Raw genomic sequence first — 23,205 nt, 5'->3', positions numbered from 1 at the left:
GGCGGCGCTGGCGCTGCATCTCTTCATTCTCTGCTCGGCGGTCGCAACCGGTGCGATCGCCTGGCTGTTCCCCTCGAAATCGACGCTGCCGGAGACCCCGGCGGCGGGACCGGCAAGGAAATGACCGCCATGAACGTGCTTCCCATCCCCGCATCGGGATTGCCCGAGGGCGCCGTCATGCCCGAGCACAAGCTCTCCATCGTCGTCCCGATGTACAACGAGGCCGACAATGTCGAGCCGCTGCTTGTCCGCATCCATCAGGCGATGGAAAATTACAGTCAGCCCTGGGAGGTGGTGCTCGTCGACGACGGCAGCACCGATGCCACGCCCGCCGAGATCCACCGGCTGGCGGCGCAATACGGGCCGCATGTGCATGGCGTGGAGCTGGTGCGCAATTATAAGCAGACCGCCGCCATGCAGGCCGGCCTCGACGCCGCGCGCGGCGACGTCATCGCGACGCTCGACGGCGACCTGCAGAACGACCCGTTCGACATTCCGCGCATGGTCTATCGCCTGCTGACCGAGGATCTCGACCTCGTCGCCGGCTGGCGCAAGAACCGCCAGGAAGGTTTCTGGATGCGCCGCCTGCCCTCGCGCATCGCCAACAGGCTGATCGCGCGCGTCACCGGCGTGCAGCTCAAGGATTATGGCTGCAGCCTGAAGGTATTCCGCGGCAGCGTCATCCGCAGCGTACGGCTCTATGGCGAGATGCACCGCTTCATCCCGGCCTGGCTGGCGACGGTGACGACGCCGCGCCGCATCGCCCAGGAAGTGGTGACGCACCACGCCCGCATCCACGGCCAGTCGAAATACGGCATCTCGCGCACCTTCCGCGTGGTGCTCGACCTCGTCTTCATGTTCTTCTTCATGCGCTATCGTACAAGGCCCGGGCATTTCTTCGGTGGCATCGGCATCGTGCTCGGCGTGCTCGGCTCGCTGATCCTTGCCTATCTGTTCGCGATCAAGGTTTTCTGGGGGCAGGATATCGGCACCAGGCCAATGCTCATCACCGGCTTCTTCCTGGTGATCGCCGGGCTGCAGGCGGTGACGTCGGGCGTGCTGGCCGAAATGCTGTCGCGCGTCTATCTCGAGGCCAACGGCGCGCTCGCCTATGTGGCGCGGCCGCAGCCGGCGCATGGCGAGGGCGACGGCTGGCACTGGCCGAGCAAGCCGGCGACCGAGAAGGCAAAGCCGCGCCGGAAATGATCCGGCCGGCCGGGCATCGATAGCAGCCGCGTTGCCAACCACGCCGATTTCGCGCAACGGTTTCGCGACGGGAGCGGGCGCGAATGGGCGATGCCGGGGGCTGACGGAACCATCCTGATTACCGGGGCACGCGCTCCTGTGGCGCTGCATCTGGCGCGCCTTTTCCATGGCGCCGGGCATAGGGTGATCCTGGCCGACACGCCGGCGCGGCCGATCGCGGCATCGAGCAAGGCCTGCGCGCGCTATCACCGCCTGCCGCCGCCGCGCTTCGAGCCACGGGCCCATGCCGACGCAGTGGAGGCGCTGATACGGGCTGAAGGCATCGGCCTCGTCATCCCGACCTGCGAGGAAGTCTTTCACCTTGCACTGGCCTGGCTCGGCAGGACCATGCCGGCCCGATTGTTCGCGCCCGGCATCGATCTTCTGGCCGAGGTCCACAACAAGCATAGCTTCATCGGGCTTGCCGAACGACTCGGGTTGGAGGTGCCGGAAACGACGCTGCTCAGCTCGCGCGGCGATATCGAAGCCGTGCGCAATCGCTCGCACGAACTCGTGTTCAAGCCGGTCTGGTCACGCTTTGCCAGCCGTGTGCTGCTGCGGCCACCGCCGCAAGCGCTCGATGCCATTGCGCCCTCGCCCGCCATGCCCTGGGTAGCGCAGCGTTCTGTCGAAGGCGAGGAGATCAGCGCCTATGCGGTGGCGCGCGAAGGCAGGCTCAAGGCGCTGGCGCTCTACCGCTCGCTCCACCGCGCCGGCAAGGGCGCCGGCATCTTCTTCGAGCGGGTCGAGGACGATGCGGCGCGCGAGCTGGTCGAGCGTATCGTCGCCGGCACCGCATGGACCGGGCAGATCTCCTTCGACCTGATGCGCGAGACGGACGGGCGCGTGCTGCCCCTGGAATGCAATCCGCGCGCCGTCTCCGGCCTGCATTTCTTCCGCGACCCGGTGAGGTTTACCGATGCCGTGCTTGGAGATGGCGCGGAAGTGACGCCCGACGTCAGCGCGCCGCAAACGGTGCGGCTTGCCATGTGGATATATGGGCTGCCGGCCACTTTGCGTTCGGGCGGGCTCGGCCGCTTTCGCCAGGCGATGCGCGAGAGCCAGGAATTGCTCGACTGGCCAGGCGATACCGCACCCGTAAGAGCGCAATGGCCGGCGCTGGCGGAGATCGCACAAGTGGCATTACGCGAGCGCATCAGCCTGCAGGCGGCGTCGACGCGCGATATCGAATGGAACGGGCCGGGCTGAGATGCTTCAAGCCCCGAGCGAGCCCGAGCGAATAGGCTTCACATCGAGCTGCAGACCAAGTGCTTTCGTAACACCGAGCAACGTGCTGAGACGAGGATCGCCTCTCTCGCTCAATGCCTTGTAAAGCGCCTCGCGTGTAACGCCAGCCTCCTTCGCCACAGCTGTCATGCCTATGGAACGCGCCACATCGCCGAGCGCGTGCGTGATGAGCGCAGGATCGCCATCCTCGAAGGCAGCCTCGATGTAGGCCAAGCGATCCTCTGGGGTTTTCAGGTGGTCGAGAATGTCGAAGCGTGTGGTTTCGAGGGGCATCGTCATATCTCCTTTGCCATCTGTTTCGCTTTGGCGATGTCGCGCTTCTGGCTGGACTTGTCGCCACCGCAGAGCAGGATGATCACAGCGTTTCCGATCTTCACAAAACAGAGGCGGTAGCCTGGGCCATGGTCGATCCGAAGCTCGCCGATAGCATCGAAGTATTTGACATCACCGATGTTGCCGATCTCAACCCGACGGATGCGGGCGAGGACACGCATGCGCGCCGTGGTGTCGCGAAGTCCGTCCAGCCAATGCGTGAAATCGGCCGCCTGCCGAAACTTCGATCGTGTGTGAACTATAATTCACGGAAGTGCTCAAAATCAAGGCATATAAACTTCAGGTCACAACTCGATCTGATGCACCCTCGGCTTGCTTGCCGCGGCCGGCATCTTCCCCTCCACAATCGCGGCAATGTCGCGGCGCAGGAAGTCGAGTGGGCCGATGACCGGCAGGGCTTGCGGCGCGAAACGGGCGTTGTCGCTTGCCGATTTCAGCACCCTGCGATCCTGGTGCAGCGCGATGGTGAAGAGCGGCTTGAAGGCCAGTGCCTTCAGCTCGCCGAGCAGGCCCTGGCGCCGGCCGATCAGCCAGCCGAGGCCTTCGACTGTGCGCTCGTCGGCCTGGCGCAGGTGGAAGGTGGTGGCTAAAACCAGCCCGTCCTTGGCCCAATATTCAAGCTCGGCGATGCCGGGATGGCGGAAGCGGCCGATGGTCTTCGCGCGTTCGCCCTCCAGCAGCCGGCTGATCAGGCCCTGCTGGCGATCCTCGCCGGTGTAGCAGGCTTCGACCCAGCCCTCGCCGCCCGTCACCTCGACCCGCACCCGATGGCGCTTCGAGGTCAGGCCGCGCAGCAGGCCTTTGTGGGTGAAATGGGTATGGGTGGCGTCGAGAATGTTCTCGGCGGCATCGATGACCGTCGACTGCGTCGATGAGCGCACCCGTCGCACGATGATGTCCTTGCCCTGCATGCAATGCAGGTAGGGTTCGCCCCGCGGCGTGCCGGAAGAGATGAACACGACGCCGTCGCGCTCGATCGCGGCGTAGCGGCGGACCCAGTAATGCGGCATGGCGCCGACATGGCCGGGGATGGCGGTGCAGCGGCCCGCGCCGTCGTAACGCCAGCCATGATAGGGGCATTCGATCTCGCCGCCGACGATCCTGCCGGTCGAAAGCTCCACCAGACGATGCGGGCAGCGGTCGAAAAGTGCTGCAATGCCTTGCGCCGAGCGGAACAGCACCACCGGCGCACGATCGAACAGGATGCGCTTCGGCCGCTTGCCGATGTCGGCGGACAGGGCAACCGCCTGCCAGTGATCTTCCCCATGGCGCTCACTCACAGTTCGAACCTCCTGAGCAAGGGAATGCCGACCAGCGCCAGCACGGTTTCCATGATGCGGATCGCCATGCGCCGGCGAAGCGCAAGATGCCCGGCATAGACGGCGTTGTATTCGATCGCGGCGACCGCGCCGCGCCGGCGTTTGAATTCGGCAGCACCCGCGCTCATGTTGAAGAACAGGCCGCGCGCCGTGGCGTGGTCCTGCGCCATCGCCATCGCCATGCGATAAAGCCCCTCGCCGACCGGCAGGCCGGTATCGTAGCCGACAATCGGCTGGGTCAGCGTGCCGCCGTTTTCGAACAGGCCGGTGACAGCGGCCAGCTCGCCGCCCGGCCTGCGCAATCCGACCAGGCTGATGATGCCGCGCCGGTGCATTTCGGCGATGTAGCGGGCGGTGTAGTGCGGATTGAGCGGCGTGTACTTGTCGAGATAGAGCATGTTGTAAAGCAGCTCGGCGCGCGCATAGTCGGCCTCGGTAAAATCGCCGTCGCCGACCCGCTCGAAAGGCGTTTTGCGCAAGCGGGCGCGATCGCGTTTCATGTCGCGCGTCATCGCGGGTGCCGCGCTGCGGTCGGCGAAGATGTAGACCTGCCGTGCCGCCAGCATGCGGAACCCCTCGGCCTTCAAGGCGGCAATGGTCGCCGGATCGGCGATGTCGTTCAACGAGCGGATGACGATGGCGCGATCGGGGAAGCGCACGGTCAAGGCCGAGCGCAGCGACGCGACCGTCGGCCGGTCGAGCCGCGGCACCGGGTTGGTCGAATAGAGCCAGTTGTTGAGCTGCGCCTGACGGTCCAGGCCGCTTGCCCTGACCAGCGGCGCGCAGGCGCCGATCAGCGCCTTCAACACGCGCCGCAGCAGCGGATGGGCGGCGAAGTTGCGCGTCTCGTCCACCGCATAGTCGATATAGGCGCTGGTCGGGCAGCAGATGTAGCAGTTGGGCGCTTCATCGGCGTCGTTCAGCGTCAGCGGAAAAACGCGGCCGGCGACTTCGAACGTCTCGACTTCCGTCTTCAGGTTGGCAACGAGATCGCGCACCGGTATTTCGTTGAAAAGCCCTACAAAAGCCTCGACGTTTGCCGGCTTGTTCTCGACCCGGTCGGCCTGCTGGACAGGCCTTTCCATCATCGCCGCGCCGCTCACCGCGCCTGCTCCAGGCGGCACTCGACCCGGCGCAGCTTGCGGCCTGTCTCCAGCAGCAATGGCGCGCGGACAAGCGCTACGGCGGCGACCGCCTTTCGCGCTTCCAGCAACGCTTGCACCGCCTGATGAGCGCTGGCCGCCGCATCGTCCGCGAGACTTGGGGGAAGGCTGAGCTCGATCCTGTCCGATCCGGTCTGGACAAGGCGAAAATCGTCGATGCGGCGGTCGGCCTTGAGCACGGCGTTGCGCAGCACATCCGGCGTGACGAGGATCGGTCCGGTCCGCGAACTCAGCCGGAAGACATCGTCCATACGGCCGACGATTTCGTCGACGCAGCGCAGCGGCGAACCGCAGCCGCAAGGCTGCCCGGACAAGCGCAACAGGTCGTTCATCCGGTATCGCGCCATGATCTGTGTCCGACGGCGAAAAGCCGTCACCAGCGGCGTCACCAACCCCTCGCCCGCCGGCTCGAATTCGAAAAAGACGGAGTCTTCCGCAAGATGCAGCCCGCCCTGCCGGCAGGTCACCGCGAGCAGGCCTTCCGTCGCCATGTAGATCTGACCGAGCGGCAGCCGGAAGAAATTCTCGATAACCGGACGGTCAACCGGATCGAGCGTCTCGGCGGCGGAGAAGACACGCTTCGGCTGGAGCCGAAAGTTTTCGGCCGCGAAATACCGGAGGATCTTCGGTGGCGCGATGATGACCGTCGGGTCGAAGGCTTCGAGCGCACCGCGCCAGCTTTCCGGCCCGGCCGCCAGATCGAAGAAGGCGAGCTTGACCAGCCGCGATCTGCGGGCGCTGTCGTAAAGCCCGGTATTCTGCGGCAGGATGACGGCGACGCGCATGCCGCGCCACAGAAGATCGGGCGCGGCCTTGGCCAGGATTGCGCCTAGCCAGCGGTACTTTTCGGCTTCGGAAATCACGAACAGGCCGCGATTGCCGGAGGTGCCGGTGCTGGCGCCGACCGTCAGCGCGCCGGCCCGACCGTCACCCGCCTGGGCCGCCCAGGCTTCCGTGGCGGTGAGGCCGTGGATGTTGAAATCCTCGAAGCGCGCCATCAGCAGCGCCTTGTCGGTGACCGGCAAATCGGTAAGCCGGACCGGTACCTGGCGGTAGAAAGGTGCGCGCGGTAGGTCGCGGTTGAGGAAGCGCCGCAGGGCGGCCGCCTGCCAGCGCTCGAAGTCAGCGCGGCTCTTGCGCGACACCCAGCGCGTCAGGACGAAAGAGCCTGCCGCTTCCGCCAGCCCGTTCATGCGGCCTCCGGCGCAAAGTCATGGGGTGTCGGCGCGGGATCATGGCAAAGCATCACCTCGCCGCCGGAAGCGAGGAAGCGGCGCAGCATGGTGCTGGCCGGCTCGATCGCCGTGGCATCCTCGGCGATCAGCGTCGCCGGGAAACCCGGCGTACGGTTTTCGGTCACGGCTGCGAGCAGCCATTGCACGTCGACGGCATAGAGCAGCGGCCGGCCGGGGCCGGTGAACAGCAGCCCGAACTGGCCATCGGCATGTCCAGGAAGATCGATGGCGATCACGCTGCCATCGCCGAAGAGATCGGCACCGCCGGGAATGTCGCCCCGGGAGGCGACGCGTGGCTTCGCGGAATTGCCGTCCAATCGCGCTTCGAAATCCGGCGGAAAGAGTTCGGTGAAGACGCCGTGGCGCAGATTCCGCCTCGTGCTGCGCGCCTTGACCCGCGCCCAGGCGGCATCGCTGGCGATGAAGCGCGCATTGCGGAACAGCGACAGGCCCGAAATGTGGTCGGCGTGGAAATGGGTGACGATGATTGCGCGGATATCGTCGGGCGAGAGGCTGAAACGGCGCAGCATCGGCAGGACCTGCTCGGCGGCGTTGAGCTCGGGCTTGAGCAGCGCGCCGTAGAGCCGCAGCATCCGGCCGCGCCGCTCGCCGCTCAGCGCTTCCGGTGTGTAGCCGGTGTCGATGAGCACCGGCCCGGCAGCCGGGTGAAAGACCAGCCCGTAGCGGACGCGCAGCCTGACGCTTTGCCAGCCGCCGCCGCGCAGGATCAGCCGCTCGGCGGCGCTCACCCAGGCGCTGTTGGCGAAGACGATCTTCATGGCCCGGCCCCGCCGGCAAAAGTGCGGTCAAGCCCTTGTTCAAACGAGATTTTCGGCGCCCAGCCGAGCATACGCCAGGCCTTGGAAAGATCGAGGCTTTGCGCATAGGCGAAGAGGCCGAGCCCATAGCGCGTGACCGGCGGCTCCGGACGCCCGGGCAGCCAGAGCGCCACCGCTTCCATCAAGCCCGCCGCCAGCATCGCCGGCATGAGCGGCGTCGGCCGCCAGCGCGCATGCAAGCCGGCGCGGATGCAGGCCTCGTCGGCGATGCGGCGGACCGGCAGCACCTCGCCGCCGGAGACGTTGAAGATCCCGCATTCGGCTTCCCTGGGCGCCGCAAGTGCCGCCATCACCGCATCGACGACATCGTCGACATGGGTGAGGTCGATGGCCGCCCGCCCATCGCGAAACAGCGGCAGCGGCCGGTTTTTTGCCGCCTTGATCAGGCGCGGCAGCAGCGCGCGATCGCCTTTGCCGTAGATGCCGCGCGGTCGCAGCACCACGGGATGGATGGCGGGCCGGCCAAGCACGATCTTCTCCGCCTCGCGCTTGGTGCGGGCGTAGTGGTTGACCGGTTCCGGTAGAGCCGCGTCCTCGGTGAGACCAAGTTGGTCGCGGAAGGCAAAGCAGACGGACGGGCTGGAGATGTGGACGAAACGGCTGACGCTTTGCCGCCCCGCGAAATCGACGAGGTTCCGCGTCGCCGTGACATTGGCCGCCTCGAAATCCGCGAGCCGTCCGAAAGGCGCCGAGAGCGCCGCGCAATGGATGATCCGTTCGACCCTGCCCAGCCTTGGATCGAGCACGGCATCGAGCGGCTGTGCGAGATCGTGGCGGATGATGCGATGGCCGGCGGCCTCCAGCGCATCGCAGCGTGCTTCATCGCGACCGAGCCCGAGCGCCAGCGTGCCGGACGCGGCCAGCCGCCCGAGCACATGAGAGCCGAGGAAACCGCTTGCGCCGGTGACGAGGACGGCCATCTCCTCAAGCCTCCAGCGCCATGCCGCCGAAGGAGACGCCGGCAGAGGTGCCGAGGAGGAGCAGCTTCATGCCCGGCGCCACCCGCCCCTCGCGGCGCGCGACATCCAGCGCGAAGGGGATGGAGGCGGCGATCTGGTTGCCGAAGCGGGCAGAGATGTCGATGAGCCTTTGCGGCGGAAAGCCGGTCTGGCGCGCCATATGGGCCAGCGCGAATGGGCTTGCCTGATGCGGTATGACGAGGTCGACATCCTCGCGCCGCCAGCCGGCGCGCTCCAGCAGATCATCGACGAAGCCGTTGAAGTGGCGCGAGGTGAGCCGGAACAATTCCTTGCCGTCCATGTGGAACAAGCTGTGCGCGGCGAATGCTTCCCGTTCCTTGCTGAAGTCGAAGCGCGTGCCGCCCGAACCGATGCCGCAGGCCTCCCAACCGGAGGGATAGGTGCGCATCAAGCTCGCCGCCACCTTGCCCTCGCCGGGTTCGGCCCTGCGCAGCACCGCCGCCGCCGCGCCGTCGCCGAAGAGCGCGGCGATCTCGGGCGCCTCCTGCCACGGCAAAGCGCGCGAGGCGACTTCGGATGAAAAGACCAGCGCTGTCTTGCATTGCCCCACCTCAATCATGCGGCCGGCGGTCTCGAAGGCGGTGAGGAAGCCGAGACAGGTGCTGTTGACATCGAAGGCGGCTGCGGAGCCGTCCGCCAGCCGGAGGCGCTGCATGACCAGAGGCGCGGTCGCTGGCAGCGGCTGGTACGGCACCCCGCAGCCGCCGATGATCAGATCGACGGCCCCGGGCTCGAGGCCGGCATCGCCAAGCGCAAGCGTCGCCGCGGCGCAGGCGAGATCGATTTGCGATTCGGCCTCGCAGACATAGCGCTCCGCAATGCCGGTGACGGTTTCAAGCGAGCCCTTGCCCAGGCCCAACCTCTCCTCCAGCGCGCGCGTGCTGACGCATTGTGCCGGTACCGCCCTGCCGGTTCCGACGATCCTGATCCGCATCCTTCCCCCCGGCCCGTGAGCTTGCGTCGGCCTATTCTATAGGCGGATCGGGCGCGATGAAGGCGTATTTTTTTCGAAGTGAAGGCCTTGCAGCGGTCGCAGCATCGAAGGCACCTAAACCGCCAGTCCGGCCTGCACCAGTTGGCCGACAAGCCAGGCAATGCCTGCGTCCATCATCGCGACCTTCGGCACCACGGCGCTGATCTGGAAACGCCGCAGCGTCACGGGCGCTTCGACGGCGACGACGCCGAAGCGGCGCGCATGCATGGCGACAAACCGGCGCGGCAAGGCAGAGACAAGGTCGGTCTCGGCAAGTACGGCGAGCGCGAACATGAAATTGGGAACGGTGAGCGCGATGCGCCGCGACAGGCGATGCTCGGCCAGCGCGGTGTCGACGAACCCTGACGTGTCGCCCGCCTGCGACACGACAAGGTGCCGCATGGCGCAGTAGGCCTCGATGCCGGAATCGGTGGCGAACGGATGCCCGGCGCGCATGGCGATGACGAAATCCTCTTCATAGAGGGTGCGTAGGAGGAAGCGCTCGGGCATGCCGCCCACCGGAAGCACCGCGACATCCATCGCCCGCGCCTCCAGCTCTGCGATGACGTCGCTCCAGGCGAGAGCCGGCGACGGCTCCCCTTGCCTCGGCAGCAGCTGACGGATGCTGATGTCGATGCCCGGCGCGCCTTGCCGGAAGGCATCGAGCAACGGCGGCAGGAAGACGGACGAGGCCCCGTCAGGCGCGCCGATGGCAAAACGGCGCCTGGAGCGGACCGGATCGAAGGGCTCGACGCTGGCGATGACGCCCCTCACCCGCGCCAGGATCTCGGCGACCGGCGCGGCCAGCTCTAACGCCCTGTCGGTCGGCACAACACCCCTCGGCGTCCTCAGGAACAGCGGATCGCCGAGCAGGCCGCGAAGCCGGCCGAGGCCATGGCTGACAGCCGATGGCGACAGGTTCAGCCGCGTCGCCGAGCGGCCGACATGGTGCTCCTCCATGACGGTCTCAAACAGGACCAGCAGGTTGAGGTCGATGCGAGATAGATCAATTTGGTGCAGCATATCGCTGAAATCATATCACTGGATTCATCTCGGTTGAAGTGAGATCGGTCCGGGCGATCAAGTTCGGATCCTTATGCGATCAACGAGGAGACCCCTGATGTTCAAATCCACGGACAAGACGGACGCGCCGCCCAGCCGGAAATCCCGCGCCAAAGCCGTGTCCAGGCGACTGGCGTTGTCGGCGCCACTCGCCCTGCCGCTTGCGATGCGCGCGTCGGGCGGCCGAGCCGCGTCAAACGCGGCGCCCATCGATGACAAGGCGTTGGCCGAGCTCCTGAAATTGGCCGAGCAGGGCAGCTCGGCGTTCATGCGCGGCGACATGGACGCTTATCTCGAGCTGATCAGGCATGCGCCCGACTACACTTTGATGCAGCCGTTCGGCGGCCCGTTCTCAAGAGGTTTCGACACAAGCGCAGAGCACCTCCAGCAGCTCGCGAGCTACTTCAAGGACGGCGAGACGAAAATGGAGCTGGTGCAGGCTTATGCATCGGGCGACATAGCCGTTCTTGCCGTGATCGAGTGGCAGCATGGCAAAGTCGGCGGGCTGCCGGACCAGGAATGGCCCCTCAGAGTAACGCTGGTGTTCCGCCGCGACGGGGCCGAATGGCTGCTGCTGCACCGACACGCCGATCCGCTCGTCCACAAGATCAGCCTGGAGCAGTTGGCCGCGCTGGCTCGCGGCTGACAAGCCGACGACCTGCATTGCGGACGCATGGCCGGCGTCCGCAATGCCATTCGCGTTCATCAGTGGCAATCAGCCGATTGCCCGCAAGACTTGGGCTGCGGCACCGCCATGCTCCACACCGAGGAAGCCCACCACCGCCTCCACGAACTCCGCCGGACGCTCGACATTGAGCAGATGGACGCCAGGCAAAAGCAGAAGCTCGGCGCCGGGGACCGTCGCCGCGATGGCCTCGCTGTGGCTCGCCAGCGTCACCTTGTCGTCCTCGCCGCCGATCACAAGCGTCGGGGCCTTGATCAGGGCAATCGGCCGGCGCAGATCGGCATCGCGGACCGCGGCAAAGCAGCCTGCAAGCCCTTGCGGCGACATGGCCAGGATGGCGGCGTGGAATGGTTCGACCGTCTTGTTTTGACCGGCAAGCATCGAGGCCGGGAACCAGTTGCGCATGAACATGTCGGCCGTGGCCGACAGGTCGCTTGCTGAAAGCACGTTGCTTATCTGCTCGTCGAAATAGGATGCCGGCCCGAGATGCGGCGAGGTGTTTGAGAGGATCAGGCGCTCGATGCGTTCCGGCGCATGGATGCCCAGCCACTGGCCGACGAAGCCGCCCAGCGACAGACCGAGGAAATGCACGCGGGCAAGGCCGAGGAAATCGAGCAGTTCCAGCACGTCGCGGCCGAGGCGGTCGAGGGAATAGGCGCCGGCCGGCGCGTCGGAGCCGCCATGGCCGCGAAAATCATAGCGCAGCACGCGGAAGGATTTGGCGAGTTCAGGAACTTGGCCGTCCCACATGCGGAACGTCGTGGCGATGGAGTTGGAGAGCATCAGCACCGGGCGGTCCTGGGGGCCGTCCAGCCTGTAGGCGATGCGGGCACCGTCGCCTGCCGTGAAGTGAAGTGTGCCGGTCATTTTGGGGTCCTCATCTGTTCAGCGGTTTTGCGCCGCGTTCGACGAGGGAAAACTAGGCTTGGCAACTATCGAAGAAAATTACTATGATTTGACAATCTCTGTAGGATTTTCCGACTATGGATGGCTTGAAGCTTCACGATCTCAGATGTTTCGATGCTGTCGTTTCCGGGGGCAGCTTCCAGGCTGCGGCCCTCGCCTTGCATCGCACGCACCCATCCGTCTTCGCCGCCGTCGCGCGGCTGGAGGAGCAACTTGGCCTCACGCTGCTCGACCGGAGCGGATACCGGGTGAACCTGACCGAAGAAGGCCGCCTGTTCCACCGCCGGGCCCAACTGGCGTTGCGCGAAGTTGAACACCTGCAAGATTATGCGGGCCAGTTGGCGGACGGGGAGGAAACCGTGCTGCGCGTCGTCATGGGCGACGTCTGCCCAAGACCCGGAATACTTGGTCTGCTCAGCCGCTTCTTCGCCGAGCGGCCACGCACGCGCCTGCATCTCGACTATGAAGCGATCAGCGGGCCGGTCGAGCGTTTGATGGACGGCGCGGCCGACCTCGTCTTCCACCGCGCCAATCCGTCCGATCCGCATCTCGAACGGATCGACCTTTGCGAGGTCGCCTTCATGCCGGTGGTAGCGCCGGGCTTCCTGCCGTTCGACGATGGGCATGATGTCACGCCGGAAGCGATGCGGCCCTTCACCCAATGCGTGATCCGCGACACGGCGCGGCGTCCCTCAGCCGAAAACTTCTTCGTCATCGACGGCGCGCATTCCTGCTCGGTGCCGGACCATATGATGAAGAAAGAGCTGATCCTGCATGGGCTCGCCTGGGGGCATCTGCCGGAATGGCTGATCGAGGATGAGTTGCGCGAGGGACGGCTGATCTCGATCGCCGGCCGGCATATTCCCGGACGCACCGAAACCGTGGCCGCGGTCCGGCGGCGCGACAAACCGCACGGGCCGGTGGCAGAAGCCTTGTGGCGGCATCTTCAGGGTAGCGAAGCGGTTCGGAGCTAGGCCTTGCGCTCCCACCGCCGATCAGGCGTTTGCTGCCAGTAGGTGACGGCGTGGCCGGCGTCCTTCAGTGTCTTCCAATGGCCGCGGGCGGCTTCGAGCTGGGCGGTGTCATGGCCGTCGAACAGGAACACGGCGCGCTCGTAACCGGAAAGCTCGGGCGGGCTTGCGCCATCGACCAGGAAACGGATCTGCGCGGCGTTCTGGTTGCCTCCCCCCGTGGTGAGCAGGATCGGCTGCTCCGCCGGATGGGCCTCGCGGTCGGTGGCATGCGCCAGGAAGGAATCGTCGCGGAACGTCCACAGATGCTGGTCGAGCGCATCGCGGCGCTCCTCGGTGCCCGTCTGCACCACCGCGCGCCAACCGCGCTCGATGCTGCGCTCAAGCAGGCCGGGCAGCGCCTCCTCGAGCGTCGATTCGGTCAGGTGGTAGAACAGGATGTCGGCCATCCCGGAAGCCTTACCCCTCGTAGTGGTCGCGCACCAGCCTATCGAGCAGCCTGACGCCAAAACCCGAGCCCCAGGACTGGTTGATCTCGCTCGACGGCGCGCCCATCGCCGTGCCGGCGATGTCGAGATGCGCCCAGGGCGTGTCCTTGACGAAGCGCTGCAGGAACTGCGCGGCGATGATGGCGCCGCCATAGCGGCCGCCGATGTTCTTCATGTCGGCGTTCTTGGAATCGATCAGCTTGTCGTATTCCGGCCCGAGCGGCATGCGCCACAGCCGCTCCTGCGATGCCTGGCCGGCTCCGAAAAGCCGGCCGGCAAGCTCGTCATTGTTGGAGAAAAGGCCGGCATAATGCTGGCCGAGCGCCACCATGACGGCGCCGGTCAAGGTCGCCAGGTTGACCATGAATTTCGGCTTGAACCGGTCGTTGGCGTACCAGAGCACGTCAGCCAGGACGAGGCGGCCTTCGGCGTCGGTGTTGAGCACCTCGATTGTCTGGCCCGACATCGAGGTAACGATGTCGCCGGGGCGCTGGGCATGGCCGTCGACGGCGTTCTCGACCAGGCCGATGACGCCGACCACATTGGCCTTCGCCTTGCGCGCGGCGAGCGCGTGCATCAGCCCGGTGACGGCGGCGGCACCGCCCATGTCGCCCTTCATGTCCTCCATGCCGGAGGCCGGCTTCATCGAATTGCCGCCGGTGTCGAAGGTGACGCCCTTGCCGATGAATGCGACGGGCGCATCTTTCGCCTTGCCGCCGTTCCAGCGCATCACCGCCAGGCGCGCGCCGCGCGGCGAGCCTTGCGCGACGCCGAGCAGCGAGCCCATGCCGAGCTTCTTCATCTCCTTTTCGGCGAGGATCTCGACCTCGACGCCGAGCTGTTCCAGCGCCTTGACGCGCTCGGCGAATTCGACGGGCCCCAGCGCATTGGCCGGCTCGTTGACCAGATCGCGGGCAAGCAGCACGCCGTCGACCACCGCTTCCTCGCCGGCAAAGGCCTTCTTCGCGGCCGCGGGGTCGGCGCAGTGGATTGTAACCTTGGCCGGCTTGGCCGCCCCGGCTTTCCTTGCGTCCCTCGCGTCAGGCTGGCTCTCCTCCTTGTCTTTCCTGGTCTTGTACTTGTCGAAGGAATAGCTGCGCAGCAGGATGCCGGCAGCAAGGCTGGCCGCTTGGTGGCCGTCAGGCTGCAGTTCCGGCAGATCGAGGATGACGGCCACCTCGGTCGCCTTGCGCAGCGAAGCGGCAACGGCGCCGCCGAGCTTCAGCCAGGCATTGTCGTCGAGGTTCGAAACCTTGCCAGCGCCGATTGCCACCAGCCGGTCGACCGGCGTTCCTTCCGGCGCCAGCACCTCGGCCGAGCTTGAGAACTTGCCGGAGAAATCGGCGACCGGAAACGCGCGAGCCAGTGCATCAACCGGATCGCAGGCCTTCGCCGCCTCGCCGAGCCCGCCGCCGTCGGCTGCGAATACGAAGACGCTGCCCTTTTTCGGCGCGGCGAATTTAGCGAAGGAAATGGAAGGGCTCGACGTCATCAGGTCCTGCTTTCGGGAACAGCATAGGTTGCTTGGGAGGCGTTAAGACTCGGAAAGTGATATTTGGTCGTTTTCCGAGCGGAAATACCACCCCCTTTTTCGGCACTCTGATTTCGTTGATCTTTCGCCATTCCTGTGCCTTGCGCGCTTGCCCGGCACAAGGCCCGGACCGGCCTTGCCGTCAAGGACCGGCGGGCTGGAAAAGCTCGATCAAATTGCCGGACGGATCTTCGAGCAGGGTTTGCGAGCCGCCGACGCCGGTGATGATGTCGTTGCGAAAAACCAGCCCGGCGCCCTTGAGGCGCGTAACCTCCTGTTCCAGATCCGGCACCACGAGCAGGATGCGGTTCCAGCCACCCGGCACTGGACGGCGGCCATCTGGCATCGCCCGGGCGCCGGAGCTGCCCTGCCCGCTGAGCAGAAGCCGCAGGTCGCCACGCGTGACCGAGGCGAAAGCCGGCCGCGCATCCCGTTCGATGGCGAAGCCGAGATGCGTTTCATAGAAAGCGATGGAGGCGGCGACATCATCGACAATGTAGCGAATGCTGACCTGTGCCATGGCCGGGAACCCTTTCAGCTCGAGCAGCGTAGTAGCAAAAGTCCGCCATCGGCAATATCTGACGGCTCTACGACGCCGTCGTCGCGCGATGACGATCGGTTTGCCAGGGGATCAATGCAAGCAGACCGACACAACCGACAACGGCAAAGATCGCCCCGTAGATGAAGACCGCCTCGTGGCCTACACGATCCCATAGCTGTCCGGCGACAAGGCTCGCCATGAGTTCCAGCAGGCCGACAGTGGAGCTGTACCAGCCGATGCTGCTGGCGCGCAGCGGCTGCGGCACGAAGTCCGAGGCGAATGCCTTGCCGACCGAACGGAAGATGCCTTGATAGAGGCCGTAGAAGGCAAAGAGCAGCCCAATCAGATAGATGTTTCGGATCGCCGCAAAACCGATATAGGCGATCAGGAAGATGATGAAAGACGCCAGCAGCACGCCCTTGCGGCCGAAGCGATCCGCCAGGAAGCCGGCCGGGTAGGAAATCAACGCCGCAACCAGATTGAAGCCTGCGTAGATAAGAATGGTCGTCTCCAGGGAGGCGCCGATATCCTGCGTCCGCAGGATCAAAAACGCATTGCTCGAATTACCGACGCCGAACAATGCGATCACCAGCAGATAGGTCCAATAGGCCTTGGGGAATCGCCGCAGATTGACGTCGATCGTGGCCTTCGCGGCCGCGGCCGATGGCTGCTCGCGCACCAGCGCAACCATGAGAAAGGCAAGGAGGCCTGGAACGAGAGCCAGATAGAATATCCAGCGGATATCGACCCGGAGGGCGGTGAGAAGCAGCACCGCCAGCAGCGGTCCCAGAAATGCTCCCAAATTGTCGCCGATGCCTTCCAGGCCGAACGCCTTGCCTCGGTGCCGCTCCGCAACCGAGGAAGCAATCAACGCGTCACGCGGCGCGGAGCGGAAGCCCGTGCCGAGCCGGTCGACGAACCGCGCGCCCAGAACCATCGGCCATAGGGTGGCGGCGCCAGTCAGCGGCTTGGCGGCAGCGGCCAGGAAATAGCCGGCAAGAGCGATCGGTTTGCGCCTCTGAAACCGGTCCGAAAGCCAGCCGGAAAAACCTTGAACGATATTCTGTGTCGCCTGGGCTATGCCATCGACCAGGCCGACGATGCCCCCGCTTGCGTGCAGGGTCTGCGTCAGGAAGATCGGCAGGACGGGATAAAGCATCTCCGTGGAGATGTCGGCAAACAGGCTGGCCAGCGCCAGAAGCACCGTGTTTCGGGAAATCCAGGTGAAGATTTTCCTGGGCGTGGCTGCAGTCATCACTCGGCCTGGTTCGGCCACCCGCCAGACTGAAACGCAACAGCGGCCACGGCGGTTGCAACGATTGACTGCCAGCGGGATAGAACGCCGGCCAATCCAACAAGCCCGCGATGCATGTTCGAGGCGCGGATTTGCCAGCGGGCCGCCAAAGGCCCTCCCATGCCAATTTTTATCAACACGTGGACGGCGGCCCGATCCGGCGGCGATCGGCGCGACATTTGGTCGTTTTCAGCCATTTGGCAAGACTTTGGCCGAAATCGCAGTCTATATCGGCGCCATCATAGACAAAGGATTCGTCGCGGCACGACCTTAGCTTGCTGCCGCAACCTGCTGTTAACCATCGATGTTTCGCATTTCTTATTCATTGGCGCGGAGACTCCGCCTCGCCTGGGCATGTGGCATGGGGCGACAAACAGGAGCGAGCCGCCCTATGACCCAGTTGTACGGGCGCTGCCGGATGACTACCTTGTCGGCGGGCATGATGCCGTTCGGCAAAATCGAGAAAAAGCCTTCATGAAGGTCGTTGAACGCTACATCATGCGCCGTGCGCTGACGATGTTCCTCGCGGCGCTGGTCTGGACGCTGGCGATCGTGTGGACGACGCAGGTGCTGGCCAAGATCGACCTCGTCACCGACAACGGCCAGTCGGCGCTGACCTTCTTCGAAGTCGCGGCGCTCATCATCCCCTCGATCATCCCGATCGTGGTGCCGTTCGCGCTGGTGGTGGCGGTGGCGCAGACGCTGAGCGCCATGAACACCGATTCGGAACTGGCCGTGCTCAGCGCCGCGGGCGCATCGCGTTGGACGATCGCGCGGCCGATACTGCTGCTCGCGATAGCGGCTTGCGCCTTTTCCTTCGTCGTCGACAACGCCATCGACCCTTATGCCAGGCAGAAGAACCGCCAGCTGGTGGCGGCTTCGCGCGCCGATCTCGTGTCGCTGATCATCCAGGAAGGCACGTTCCGCAAGATCGACGAAGGCCTGTTCCTGCAGGTCGGCGAACGGCTACCCGGCAACCGGCTGGGCGGCATCTTCGTCGCCGATTCGCGCGAGGAAGGCGCCAGCCTCACCTATTACGCCAAAACCGGCAGCATCGTCGAAAAAGGCGACGAGAAGGTGCTGATGATGAATGACGGCGTCATCAACCGCAAATCGGTGACCGGCGACCTCTCCGTCATCCGCTTCACCTCCTATGCCTTCGACATGTCGGCCTTCATGTCGGCGGCTAACGACATCACGCTTTTGCCCAAGGACCGCACGACGCAATATCTGCTCAACCCGGATCCCAACGACAAGATGTTCCAGCGCGAACCGGGCAGCTACCGGGCGGAGCTCAACCAGCGCTTCGCCGAATGGTCCTATTCGCTGGTGTTCGCGCTGATCGCGCTTGCCGTTGCGGGCGATGCGCGCTCGCACCGGGAGGCGCGCATCAATCCGCTGATCACCGCAATCGCGATCGCGCTGTTCGTGCGATGGTTTGGCTTCTTCGCCGCCGGCAAAGCCGACAGGATCTGGTACTATGTCTATCTGCTTTACGGCATACCGCTCATCGCCTCCGCGGTTTCGATCTGGTTCATCGTTTCGTCGCGCACCATGGAATTGCCGGTCAGCTGGGCCGATTGGCTGACGAACCTTGCCAAGCGCACCGGCGACAACTGGACGACATTCAAGCTCTGGCTCGCCCGGCGCGCTTCCGGCCAGGGAGCCTGACCATGGGCTGGACGCTGGGCCGCTATTTCTTCTTCCGTTACGTCTCGATCACCTTCTGGTTCTTCCTCGGCCTGCTGGCGCTGGTGTTCCTGATCGATTTCACGGAGTTGTCGGGCCGCACGACCGGTCTGCCTGGTTTCACCTACGGCACGGCCTTCGCCATATCGGCGCTCAGGATGCCGATGATCATGCTGCAGACCGTGCCGTTCGTCGGGCTGTTCTCGGCGATGGCCACGCTGGTGTCGCTCAACCGCCGCTACGAGCTGGTCATCGCGCGTTCCGCCGGCGTTTCGGCCTGGCAGTTCCTGTTCCCGTGCTGCGTCGGCGCGCTGATGTTCGGCATGCTGTCGGTCGCCGTGATCAACCCGATCGCCGCACACGGCTTCTCCTGGTCCGAGCAGATGGAGAACAACCTGCGGGCCGGCAAGTCGAACGCCGTCACCACCAATGTCACGCCGTGGCTCAGGCAAAAGACCGAATCGGGTGACACCATCATCGGCGCCCGCGCCATCCTCAATCAGGGGCTGGAGATGGCCGACGCGGTGTTTTTCATCCTCGACCCGCAAGGCAACATCGTCGAGCGCAAGGATGCCGCCAAGGCCTTCCTGCGCGAGGGCTACTGGGAATTGCAGGACGTCAAGGTCTTCAAGGGCGGCAATATCCAGGCGCTGGCGTCCGACAAGGTGCCGACCAATCTCAAGCCGGAATTCGTGCAGGAGCGCCTGGCGCGCCCGGAGACCATCCCCTTCTACGAGCTGCCCCGCAAGATCGAGGTTGCCCGCTCCTTCGGGCTCAAGGCAAATGCCTTCGCCATGCAGTTTGATTCGCTGGTGGCGTTGCCGTTCCTTCTCGTCGCCATGACGCTGATTGCTGCAACGGTTTCAATGCGATTTGCGCGAATGGGGCAGTCGGCAACGATGATTCTGGGTGGCGTCGTGGCCGGCTTTCTGCTTTATGTCGTTTCGGTACTGGTCAAGGCATTCGGTGTCGCCGGATTCGTGCCTACTGTGGTGGCTGCATGGGTTCCGGTTGTCGTGGCTATGTTCTTTGGGGTGACCTTTCTGCTATACAAGGAAGACGGCTAGTGAGGGAGGCGGTTTTGCGCAGCCATAGGCAGGCCGGTTTGGCACGCCTCTATGGGGCGACCGCCTTGGCATGTCTGTTCGCCTGTGCGGTGCCGACGGTACCCGCGCTGGCGCAGACCATCGCTGCCAAGTCCGTCCCTTCCGGCACGCAGATGCTGCTGGCCGCCGATACGCTTGTCTATGACAACGACAAGCACACGGTGACGGCCGTCGGTGGCGTGCAGATCGACTATGGCGGCAACAAGCTGGTTGCCCAGCGCGTGGTCTATAACCGCGACACCAAGCGCCTCGTCGCCAGCGGCGCCGTCGAGTTGATCAACAGCGACGGCACCAAGATCAATTCCGACCATATCGACATCACCGACGACTTCGCCGACGGCTTCCTCAACGCGTTGCGCGTCGAGACGATCGACAAGGCCTATTTCGCCGCCGAGAGCGCCGAACGCATGGGCGGCGTGCTGACCACCTTCCACAACGGCGTCTACACCGCCTGCGAACCTTGCGAGGACAAGCCGGACAAAGCGCCGACCTGGCGCGTCAAGGCACGAAAGATCATCTGGAACGGCGAGAAGAAGACGGTCCGCTTCGAAAACTCGAATTTCGAGTTCTTCGGCTTCCCGCTTGCCTATCTGCCGGCCTTCGAGATCGCCGACCCGACGGTGAAACACAAGAGCGGCTTCCTGATCCCCGGCATCGTCTACAACAACCATCTCGGCGTCGGCGTCAAAGTCCCCTATTATTTCGCGCTGTCCCCGACCTATGACCTGACCGTCACCGGCAGCGGCTACACCAAGCAGGGTTTCCTCGGCGAGGCCGAGTGGCGCCAGCGCTTCAATAACGGCCAGTACACGCTGAAGATCGCAGGCATCAACCAGCAGGACCCCGACGCTTTCATCGATTCCGCCGGCCACAATGTGAATTCGGGGCCGGCCAACGATCCGAACAAGTTCCGCGGCATGATGGGCACCAAGGGCCAGTTCGCCATCAACGAGCGCTGGAACTTTGGCTGGGATGTGTTGCTGCAGACCGACAAGGAATTCTCGCGCACCTACAACATCGAAGGATATAGCGACCTTGTCCACCAGTCGTCGATCTACCTGACGGGCTTGAGCGACCGCAACTATTTCGACGTCCGCGCCATGCGCTTCGAGGTGCAGGAAGACACGCTCTCCAGCGATCCGACCGCGCGCGCGGCCAAGCAGCCCTGGGTGCTGCCGTCGTTCGACTACGCCTATATCCCGGACACGTCCGTGGCCGGCGGCCAGCTGTCGCTCAACGTCAACGCACGCGTCATCAGCCGCAACCGGCTGGATGAGACTTTTGACAAGTTTTCGAAGGTGGAACGGGTTCCCGGAATCGAGGGCCAATCCAGCCGGCTGACGGCGGAAGCCGAATGGAAGCGCACCTTCACCACGGATGACGGCCTGCAACTGACACCGTTGCTCGCCTTCCGCGGCGACGCCGGCTACGTCAACGCCAATTCGGCGTCGCTCACGGCGGTCAACGACATGGCGACGAATCTCGGCCAGGACGTCGACATGCGTTCGTCGCTTGCCCGCTACATGGCCACCCTCGGCCTCGAGGCCCGTTGGCCGCTGTTGTTCTCGATGGCCAACTCCAGCCACATCCTGGAGCCGACCGCGCAGGTCTTCGTGCGCCCGAACGAGCAATATGTCGGCGGACTGGCCGTCCCCAACGAAGACGCGCAGAGCTTTGTCTTCGACGCCACCACGCTGTTCGAGCGCGATAAGTTCTCGGGCTATGATCGCATAGAAGGCGGCACGCGCGCCAATGTCGGCTTCCGGTATTCGGGCGCCTATGACAATGGCTGGGGCACGAACGCCATCTTCGGCCAGTCCTATCAGCTTGCGGGCGAAAACTCCTTCACCGCACCCGATCTCGTAAATGTTACGGCCGATTCCGGGCTGGATAAGCGGACCTCGGATTATGTCGGCCTTGTCGGCTTCAACAGCCCGAGCGGTTTCTCCGGGTCGCTGAGCGGTCGTTTCGACGAGCAGACTTTCGAGGTCAGGCGCGCCGAAGTGAAGGCCGCCTATTCCAGCCTGCCGATATCGCTCAGCGCCAAATACGCATTCATCGAGGCGCAGCCGCTCTATGGCTTCACCACGGACCGCCACGAGGTCACGCTCGGCGCGTCGACGCATCTGGCGCAGAACTGGCGGCTGTTCGGCACCGGCACTTACGACATCGAAAACAACGTGCTGGTCAAGGACGGTGTCGGCTTCGCCTACAACGATTCCTGCTTCACCTACATCATGACGTATTCGCAGACGCGCGATACCGTCACCAAGGAAGTGTCGCAGAATATCGGCTTCAACCTGTCGTTCCGCACGCTCGGCGATTTCGGCTCGTCGACAAGCGCCGTCGACACCATCCAGTGACCAAGGGGGCGGGCGCGGGTTCCGAGCCATGCGTCGGTTCGAGCGCTGACGGTGCTTTGGTCTTGATTTGACGCATAGTCGCTTGAGTATAGGCGTCCCTTTTCGGCATAGGCGCGATTCTCAGGGTCATGCGCCGGCGACATCGTTTCGCCGCATAGGACGGGCATGGCGTCGACTGCATCGCGCAGGCGTTCGGAGGACGCCGTGCCGCAATGACGGGCAAATCGAGATGGGGAAAAATTGGGAAGGTAAGATGAGGAAATACCTGTTTTCGGCAGGATTGGCGCTTCTGGTGGCGGCGGCCTCGATTTCGGTCACGGCTGGCGTGCAGCCTGCTTTCGCCGCGCAGATCAAGTATGTCGTCAACAATGTACCGATCACCACCGGTGACATCGCGCACCGCGCCGCCTTCTTCAAGCTGCAGCACAAGAAGGGCGACGCAGCGCAGGAGATGATCGACCAGACGCTGCGGCTGGCCGAGGCCAAGCGGCTCGGCATCCGCATCTCCGACCAGCAGGTCGACGCCGCCTACCAGCGCTTCGCCTCGGGCAACAAGATGCCGCTGGCGAAACTCGACGCGATCATGGCGCAGTCAGGCGTCAGCAAGGAACACTTCAAGGAATTCATCCGTGCCCAAATGGCCTGGAACCAGGCGCTCAGCGCGCGCTACCGTTCCGGCGAAGGCGGCTCGGTGACCGAGCAGGACGCCGTGCGGCGCATGCTGGACAAGGGCGGCGCCAAGCCGACCGCGATGGAATACATGCTGCAGCAGGTGATCTTCGTGGTGCCGGCATCGGAGCGCGCGGCCACGCTCGCCAAACGCAAGCGCGAGGCCGACGCCATGCGTGCCCGCTTCAGCGGCTGCAACACGACGCGCGACTTCGCCAAGGGCCTGCTCGACGTCACCGTACGCGATCTCGGCCGCGTGCTGGCGCCGCAATTGCCGTCTGACTGGGCCGAACAGATCAAGGCGACCAAGGTCGGCGCCGCGACGCCGACCCGCCAGACCGAGCGCGGCGTCGAATTCATCGGCGTCTGCTCCTCGCGCGAGGTTTCCGACGACAAGGCCGCGCAGATGGTGTTCCAGGCCGAGGGCGGCAACGACAAGGACGCCGACGAACTCAGCAAGAAGTACGTCGCCGAGTTGCGCCAGAAGGCCAAGATCGTCGAGCGCTAGAGCCGGATGATTTCAGGTCGAATCGACCTTTTCGGCATCAAAAGTGTGAGCGGTTAA

22 protein-coding genes are annotated in these 23,205 nt (G+C 64.7%); 8 read left to right on the top strand and 14 right to left on the bottom strand.

The features are described 5' to 3' along the window. Positions 1-129: 129 nt before the first annotated feature. Together AC0L2L_RS26850 and AC0L2L_RS26845 are read left to right on the top strand one after the other, a co-directional pair. Positions 130-1,206 carry a glycosyltransferase family 2 protein gene (locus AC0L2L_RS26850; protein WP_027165563.1) on the top strand — a complete coding sequence of 359 codons (1,077 nt, stop codon included), beginning with the start codon at positions 130-132 and terminating at the stop codon, positions 1,204-1,206. 90 nt (positions 1,207-1,296) lie between these two features. Next, positions 1,297-2,454 carry an ATP-grasp domain-containing protein gene (locus tag AC0L2L_RS26845; RefSeq protein ID WP_473582689.1) on the top strand — a complete coding sequence of 386 codons (1,158 nt, stop codon included), beginning with the start codon at positions 1,297-1,299 and terminating at the stop codon, positions 2,452-2,454. A gap of 6 nt (positions 2,455-2,460) precedes the next feature. On the opposite strand, the gene AC0L2L_RS26840 is transcribed toward AC0L2L_RS26845, so the two are convergent. The 9 genes from AC0L2L_RS26840 to AC0L2L_RS26800 all read right to left on the bottom strand — a co-directional run bounded on the left by AC0L2L_RS26840 (position 2,461) and on the right by AC0L2L_RS26800 (position 10,358). After that, the gene (locus AC0L2L_RS26840; protein WP_473582687.1) at positions 2,461-2,766 is read right to left on the bottom strand and encodes an addiction module antidote protein; all 306 of its coding nucleotides are present in this window, start codon (positions 2,764-2,766) and stop codon (positions 2,461-2,463) included. A 2-nt stretch (positions 2,767-2,768) separates the two neighbouring features. Beyond that, a complete protein-coding gene (locus AC0L2L_RS26835) occupies positions 2,769-2,987 on the bottom strand; it encodes a type II toxin-antitoxin system RelE/ParE family toxin (RefSeq protein ID WP_473582685.1) in 219 nt (72 codons plus the stop codon). A gap of 123 nt (positions 2,988-3,110) precedes the next feature. Beyond that, positions 3,111-4,106: a Rieske 2Fe-2S domain-containing protein gene (locus AC0L2L_RS26830; protein WP_473582683.1), complete on the bottom strand. Its 996-nt coding sequence runs from the start codon at positions 4,104-4,106 to the stop codon at positions 3,111-3,113. Then, positions 4,103-5,248: a GNAT family protein gene (locus AC0L2L_RS26825; RefSeq protein WP_473582681.1), complete on the bottom strand. Its 1,146-nt coding sequence runs from the start codon at positions 5,246-5,248 to the stop codon at positions 4,103-4,105. Before AC0L2L_RS26825 ends, AC0L2L_RS26830 begins: the two co-directional genes overlap by 4 nt. Continuing rightward, on the bottom strand, positions 5,245-6,501 hold the full coding sequence (locus AC0L2L_RS26820; protein ID WP_473582679.1) for a F390 synthetase-related protein: 1,257 nt from the start codon (positions 6,499-6,501) through the stop codon (positions 5,245-5,247). Before AC0L2L_RS26820 ends, AC0L2L_RS26825 begins: the two co-directional genes overlap by 4 nt. Continuing rightward, a complete protein-coding gene (locus AC0L2L_RS26815; protein WP_473582677.1) occupies positions 6,498-7,322 on the bottom strand; it encodes an MBL fold metallo-hydrolase in 825 nt (274 codons plus the stop codon). Before AC0L2L_RS26815 ends, AC0L2L_RS26820 begins: the two co-directional genes overlap by 4 nt. Then, positions 7,319-8,302, bottom strand: coding sequence for an NAD-dependent epimerase/dehydratase family protein (locus tag AC0L2L_RS26810; RefSeq protein ID WP_473582675.1), 984 nt, complete (start codon positions 8,300-8,302; stop codon positions 7,319-7,321). The genes AC0L2L_RS26815 and AC0L2L_RS26810 overlap by 4 nt, the downstream gene beginning before the upstream one ends. A 4-nt stretch (positions 8,303-8,306) precedes the next feature. Next, complete coding sequence (locus tag AC0L2L_RS26805) at positions 8,307-9,296, bottom strand: 3-oxoacyl-ACP synthase III family protein (protein WP_473582673.1); 990 nt, start codon at positions 9,294-9,296, stop codon at positions 8,307-8,309. Between the two features lie 114 nt (positions 9,297-9,410). Continuing rightward, positions 9,411-10,358 (bottom strand): LysR family transcriptional regulator, encoded by a 948-nt coding sequence (locus tag AC0L2L_RS26800; protein ID WP_473582671.1) that lies wholly within the window; start codon positions 10,356-10,358, stop codon positions 9,411-9,413. A 175-nt stretch (positions 10,359-10,533) separates the two neighbouring features. Between AC0L2L_RS26800 and AC0L2L_RS26795 the strand changes: the two genes are divergently transcribed. Further along, positions 10,534-11,043: a YybH family protein gene (locus AC0L2L_RS26795; RefSeq protein ID WP_473582669.1), complete on the top strand. Its 510-nt coding sequence runs from the start codon at positions 10,534-10,536 to the stop codon at positions 11,041-11,043. A gap of 69 nt (positions 11,044-11,112) precedes the next feature. Here the strand turns inward: AC0L2L_RS26795 and AC0L2L_RS26790 are convergent, their stop codons facing one another. Then, the gene (locus AC0L2L_RS26790) at positions 11,113-11,949 is read right to left on the bottom strand and encodes an alpha/beta fold hydrolase (protein WP_473582667.1); all 837 of its coding nucleotides are present in this window, start codon (positions 11,947-11,949) and stop codon (positions 11,113-11,115) included. Positions 11,950-12,065: 116 nt separating this feature from the next. Between AC0L2L_RS26790 and AC0L2L_RS26785 the strand changes: the two genes are divergently transcribed. After that, the gene (locus AC0L2L_RS26785; RefSeq protein ID WP_473582665.1) at positions 12,066-12,962 is read left to right on the top strand and encodes a LysR family transcriptional regulator; all 897 of its coding nucleotides are present in this window, start codon (positions 12,066-12,068) and stop codon (positions 12,960-12,962) included. On the opposite strand, the gene AC0L2L_RS26780 is transcribed toward AC0L2L_RS26785, so the two are convergent. The 4 genes from AC0L2L_RS26780 to AC0L2L_RS26765 all read right to left on the bottom strand — a co-directional run bounded on the left by AC0L2L_RS26780 (position 12,959) and on the right by AC0L2L_RS26765 (position 16,774). Continuing rightward, entirely contained in the window at positions 12,959-13,408 is a 450-nt protein-coding gene (locus AC0L2L_RS26780; RefSeq protein ID WP_473582663.1) for a DNA polymerase III subunit chi, read from the bottom strand. The genes AC0L2L_RS26785 and AC0L2L_RS26780 overlap by 4 nt on opposite strands. A 10-nt stretch (positions 13,409-13,418) precedes the next feature. Next, positions 13,419-14,939 (bottom strand): leucyl aminopeptidase, encoded by a 1,521-nt coding sequence (locus tag AC0L2L_RS26775; RefSeq protein ID WP_473582661.1) that lies wholly within the window; start codon positions 14,937-14,939, stop codon positions 13,419-13,421. Positions 14,940-15,120: 181 nt separating this feature from the next. Continuing rightward, a complete protein-coding gene (locus AC0L2L_RS26770; protein WP_473582659.1) occupies positions 15,121-15,498 on the bottom strand; it encodes a VOC family protein in 378 nt (125 codons plus the stop codon). Between the two features lie 67 nt (positions 15,499-15,565). Further along, positions 15,566-16,774: an MFS transporter gene (locus tag AC0L2L_RS26765; protein WP_473582656.1), complete on the bottom strand. Its 1,209-nt coding sequence runs from the start codon at positions 16,772-16,774 to the stop codon at positions 15,566-15,568. A gap of 513 nt (positions 16,775-17,287) precedes the next feature. On the opposite strand from AC0L2L_RS26765, the gene lptF reads away from it, so the two are divergent. The 4 genes from lptF (at position 17,288) to AC0L2L_RS26745 (ending at position 23,148) form a co-directional block, all read left to right on the top strand. Beyond that, positions 17,288-18,484: an LPS export ABC transporter permease LptF gene (gene lptF, locus AC0L2L_RS26760; RefSeq protein ID WP_473582654.1), complete on the top strand. Its 1,197-nt coding sequence runs from the start codon at positions 17,288-17,290 to the stop codon at positions 18,482-18,484. 2 nt (positions 18,485-18,486) lie between these two features. Continuing rightward, entirely contained in the window at positions 18,487-19,569 is a 1,083-nt protein-coding gene (lptG, locus tag AC0L2L_RS26755) for an LPS export ABC transporter permease LptG (RefSeq protein WP_473582652.1), read from the top strand. Continuing rightward, positions 19,569-21,971: an LPS-assembly protein LptD gene (locus tag AC0L2L_RS26750; RefSeq protein WP_473582650.1), complete on the top strand. Its 2,403-nt coding sequence runs from the start codon at positions 19,569-19,571 to the stop codon at positions 21,969-21,971. The genes lptG and AC0L2L_RS26750 overlap by 1 nt, the downstream gene beginning before the upstream one ends. Positions 21,972-22,224: 253 nt before the next feature. Further along, positions 22,225-23,148, top strand: a complete 924-nt coding sequence (locus AC0L2L_RS26745) for a SurA N-terminal domain-containing protein (RefSeq protein ID WP_473582648.1) — start codon at positions 22,225-22,227, stop codon at positions 23,146-23,148. Positions 23,149-23,205: the final 57 nt, after the last annotated feature.

It is taken from the genome of Mesorhizobium sp. WSM4832 (assembly GCF_055811115.1).
The sequence above is the reverse complement of the archived record's forward strand: the minus strand, read 5'-3'. Positions and strand labels throughout refer to the sequence as shown.

Bases quoted from the DNA above. Each gene is read 5' to 3' on its own strand.
- AC0L2L_RS26835 (WP_473582685.1), bottom strand. From the start codon at position 2,987: ATGCGTGTCCTCGCCCGCATCCGTCGGGTTGAGATCGGCAACATCGGT.
- AC0L2L_RS26775 (WP_473582661.1), bottom strand. From the start codon at position 14,939: ATGACGTCGAGCCCTTCCATTTCCTTCGCTAAATTCGCCGCGCCGAAA.
- AC0L2L_RS26745 (WP_473582648.1), top strand. From the start codon at position 22,225: ATGAGGAAATACCTGTTTTCGGCAGGATTGGCGCTTCTGGTGGCGGCG.
- AC0L2L_RS26815 (WP_473582677.1), bottom strand. From the start codon at position 7,322: ATGAAGATCGTCTTCGCCAACAGCGCCTGGGTGAGCGCCGCCGAGCGG.
- lptF (WP_473582654.1), top strand. From the start codon at position 17,288: ATGAAGGTCGTTGAACGCTACATCATGCGCCGTGCGCTGACGATGTTC.
- AC0L2L_RS26845 (WP_473582689.1), top strand. From the start codon at position 1,297: ATGCCGGGGGCTGACGGAACCATCCTGATTACCGGGGCACGCGCTCCT.
- AC0L2L_RS26770 (WP_473582659.1), bottom strand. From the start codon at position 15,498: ATGGCACAGGTCAGCATTCGCTACATTGTCGATGATGTCGCCGCCTCC.
- AC0L2L_RS26790 (WP_473582667.1), bottom strand. From the start codon at position 11,949: ATGACCGGCACACTTCACTTCACGGCAGGCGACGGTGCCCGCATCGCC.
- AC0L2L_RS26765 (WP_473582656.1), bottom strand. From the start codon at position 16,774: ATGACTGCAGCCACGCCCAGGAAAATCTTCACCTGGATTTCCCGAAAC.
- AC0L2L_RS26820 (WP_473582679.1), bottom strand. From the start codon at position 6,501: ATGAACGGGCTGGCGGAAGCGGCAGGCTCTTTCGTCCTGACGCGCTGG.
- AC0L2L_RS26850 (WP_027165563.1), top strand. From the start codon at position 130: ATGAACGTGCTTCCCATCCCCGCATCGGGATTGCCCGAGGGCGCCGTC.
- AC0L2L_RS26800 (WP_473582671.1), bottom strand. From the start codon at position 10,358: ATGCTGCACCAAATTGATCTATCTCGCATCGACCTCAACCTGCTGGTC.
- AC0L2L_RS26840 (WP_473582687.1), bottom strand. From the start codon at position 2,766: ATGCCCCTCGAAACCACACGCTTCGACATTCTCGACCACCTGAAAACC.
- lptG (WP_473582652.1), top strand. From the start codon at position 18,487: ATGGGCTGGACGCTGGGCCGCTATTTCTTCTTCCGTTACGTCTCGATC.
- AC0L2L_RS26785 (WP_473582665.1), top strand. From the start codon at position 12,066: ATGGATGGCTTGAAGCTTCACGATCTCAGATGTTTCGATGCTGTCGTT.
- AC0L2L_RS26780 (WP_473582663.1), bottom strand. From the start codon at position 13,408: ATGGCCGACATCCTGTTCTACCACCTGACCGAATCGACGCTCGAGGAG.
- AC0L2L_RS26805 (WP_473582673.1), bottom strand. From the start codon at position 9,296: ATGCGGATCAGGATCGTCGGAACCGGCAGGGCGGTACCGGCACAATGC.
- AC0L2L_RS26810 (WP_473582675.1), bottom strand. From the start codon at position 8,302: ATGGCCGTCCTCGTCACCGGCGCAAGCGGTTTCCTCGGCTCTCATGTG.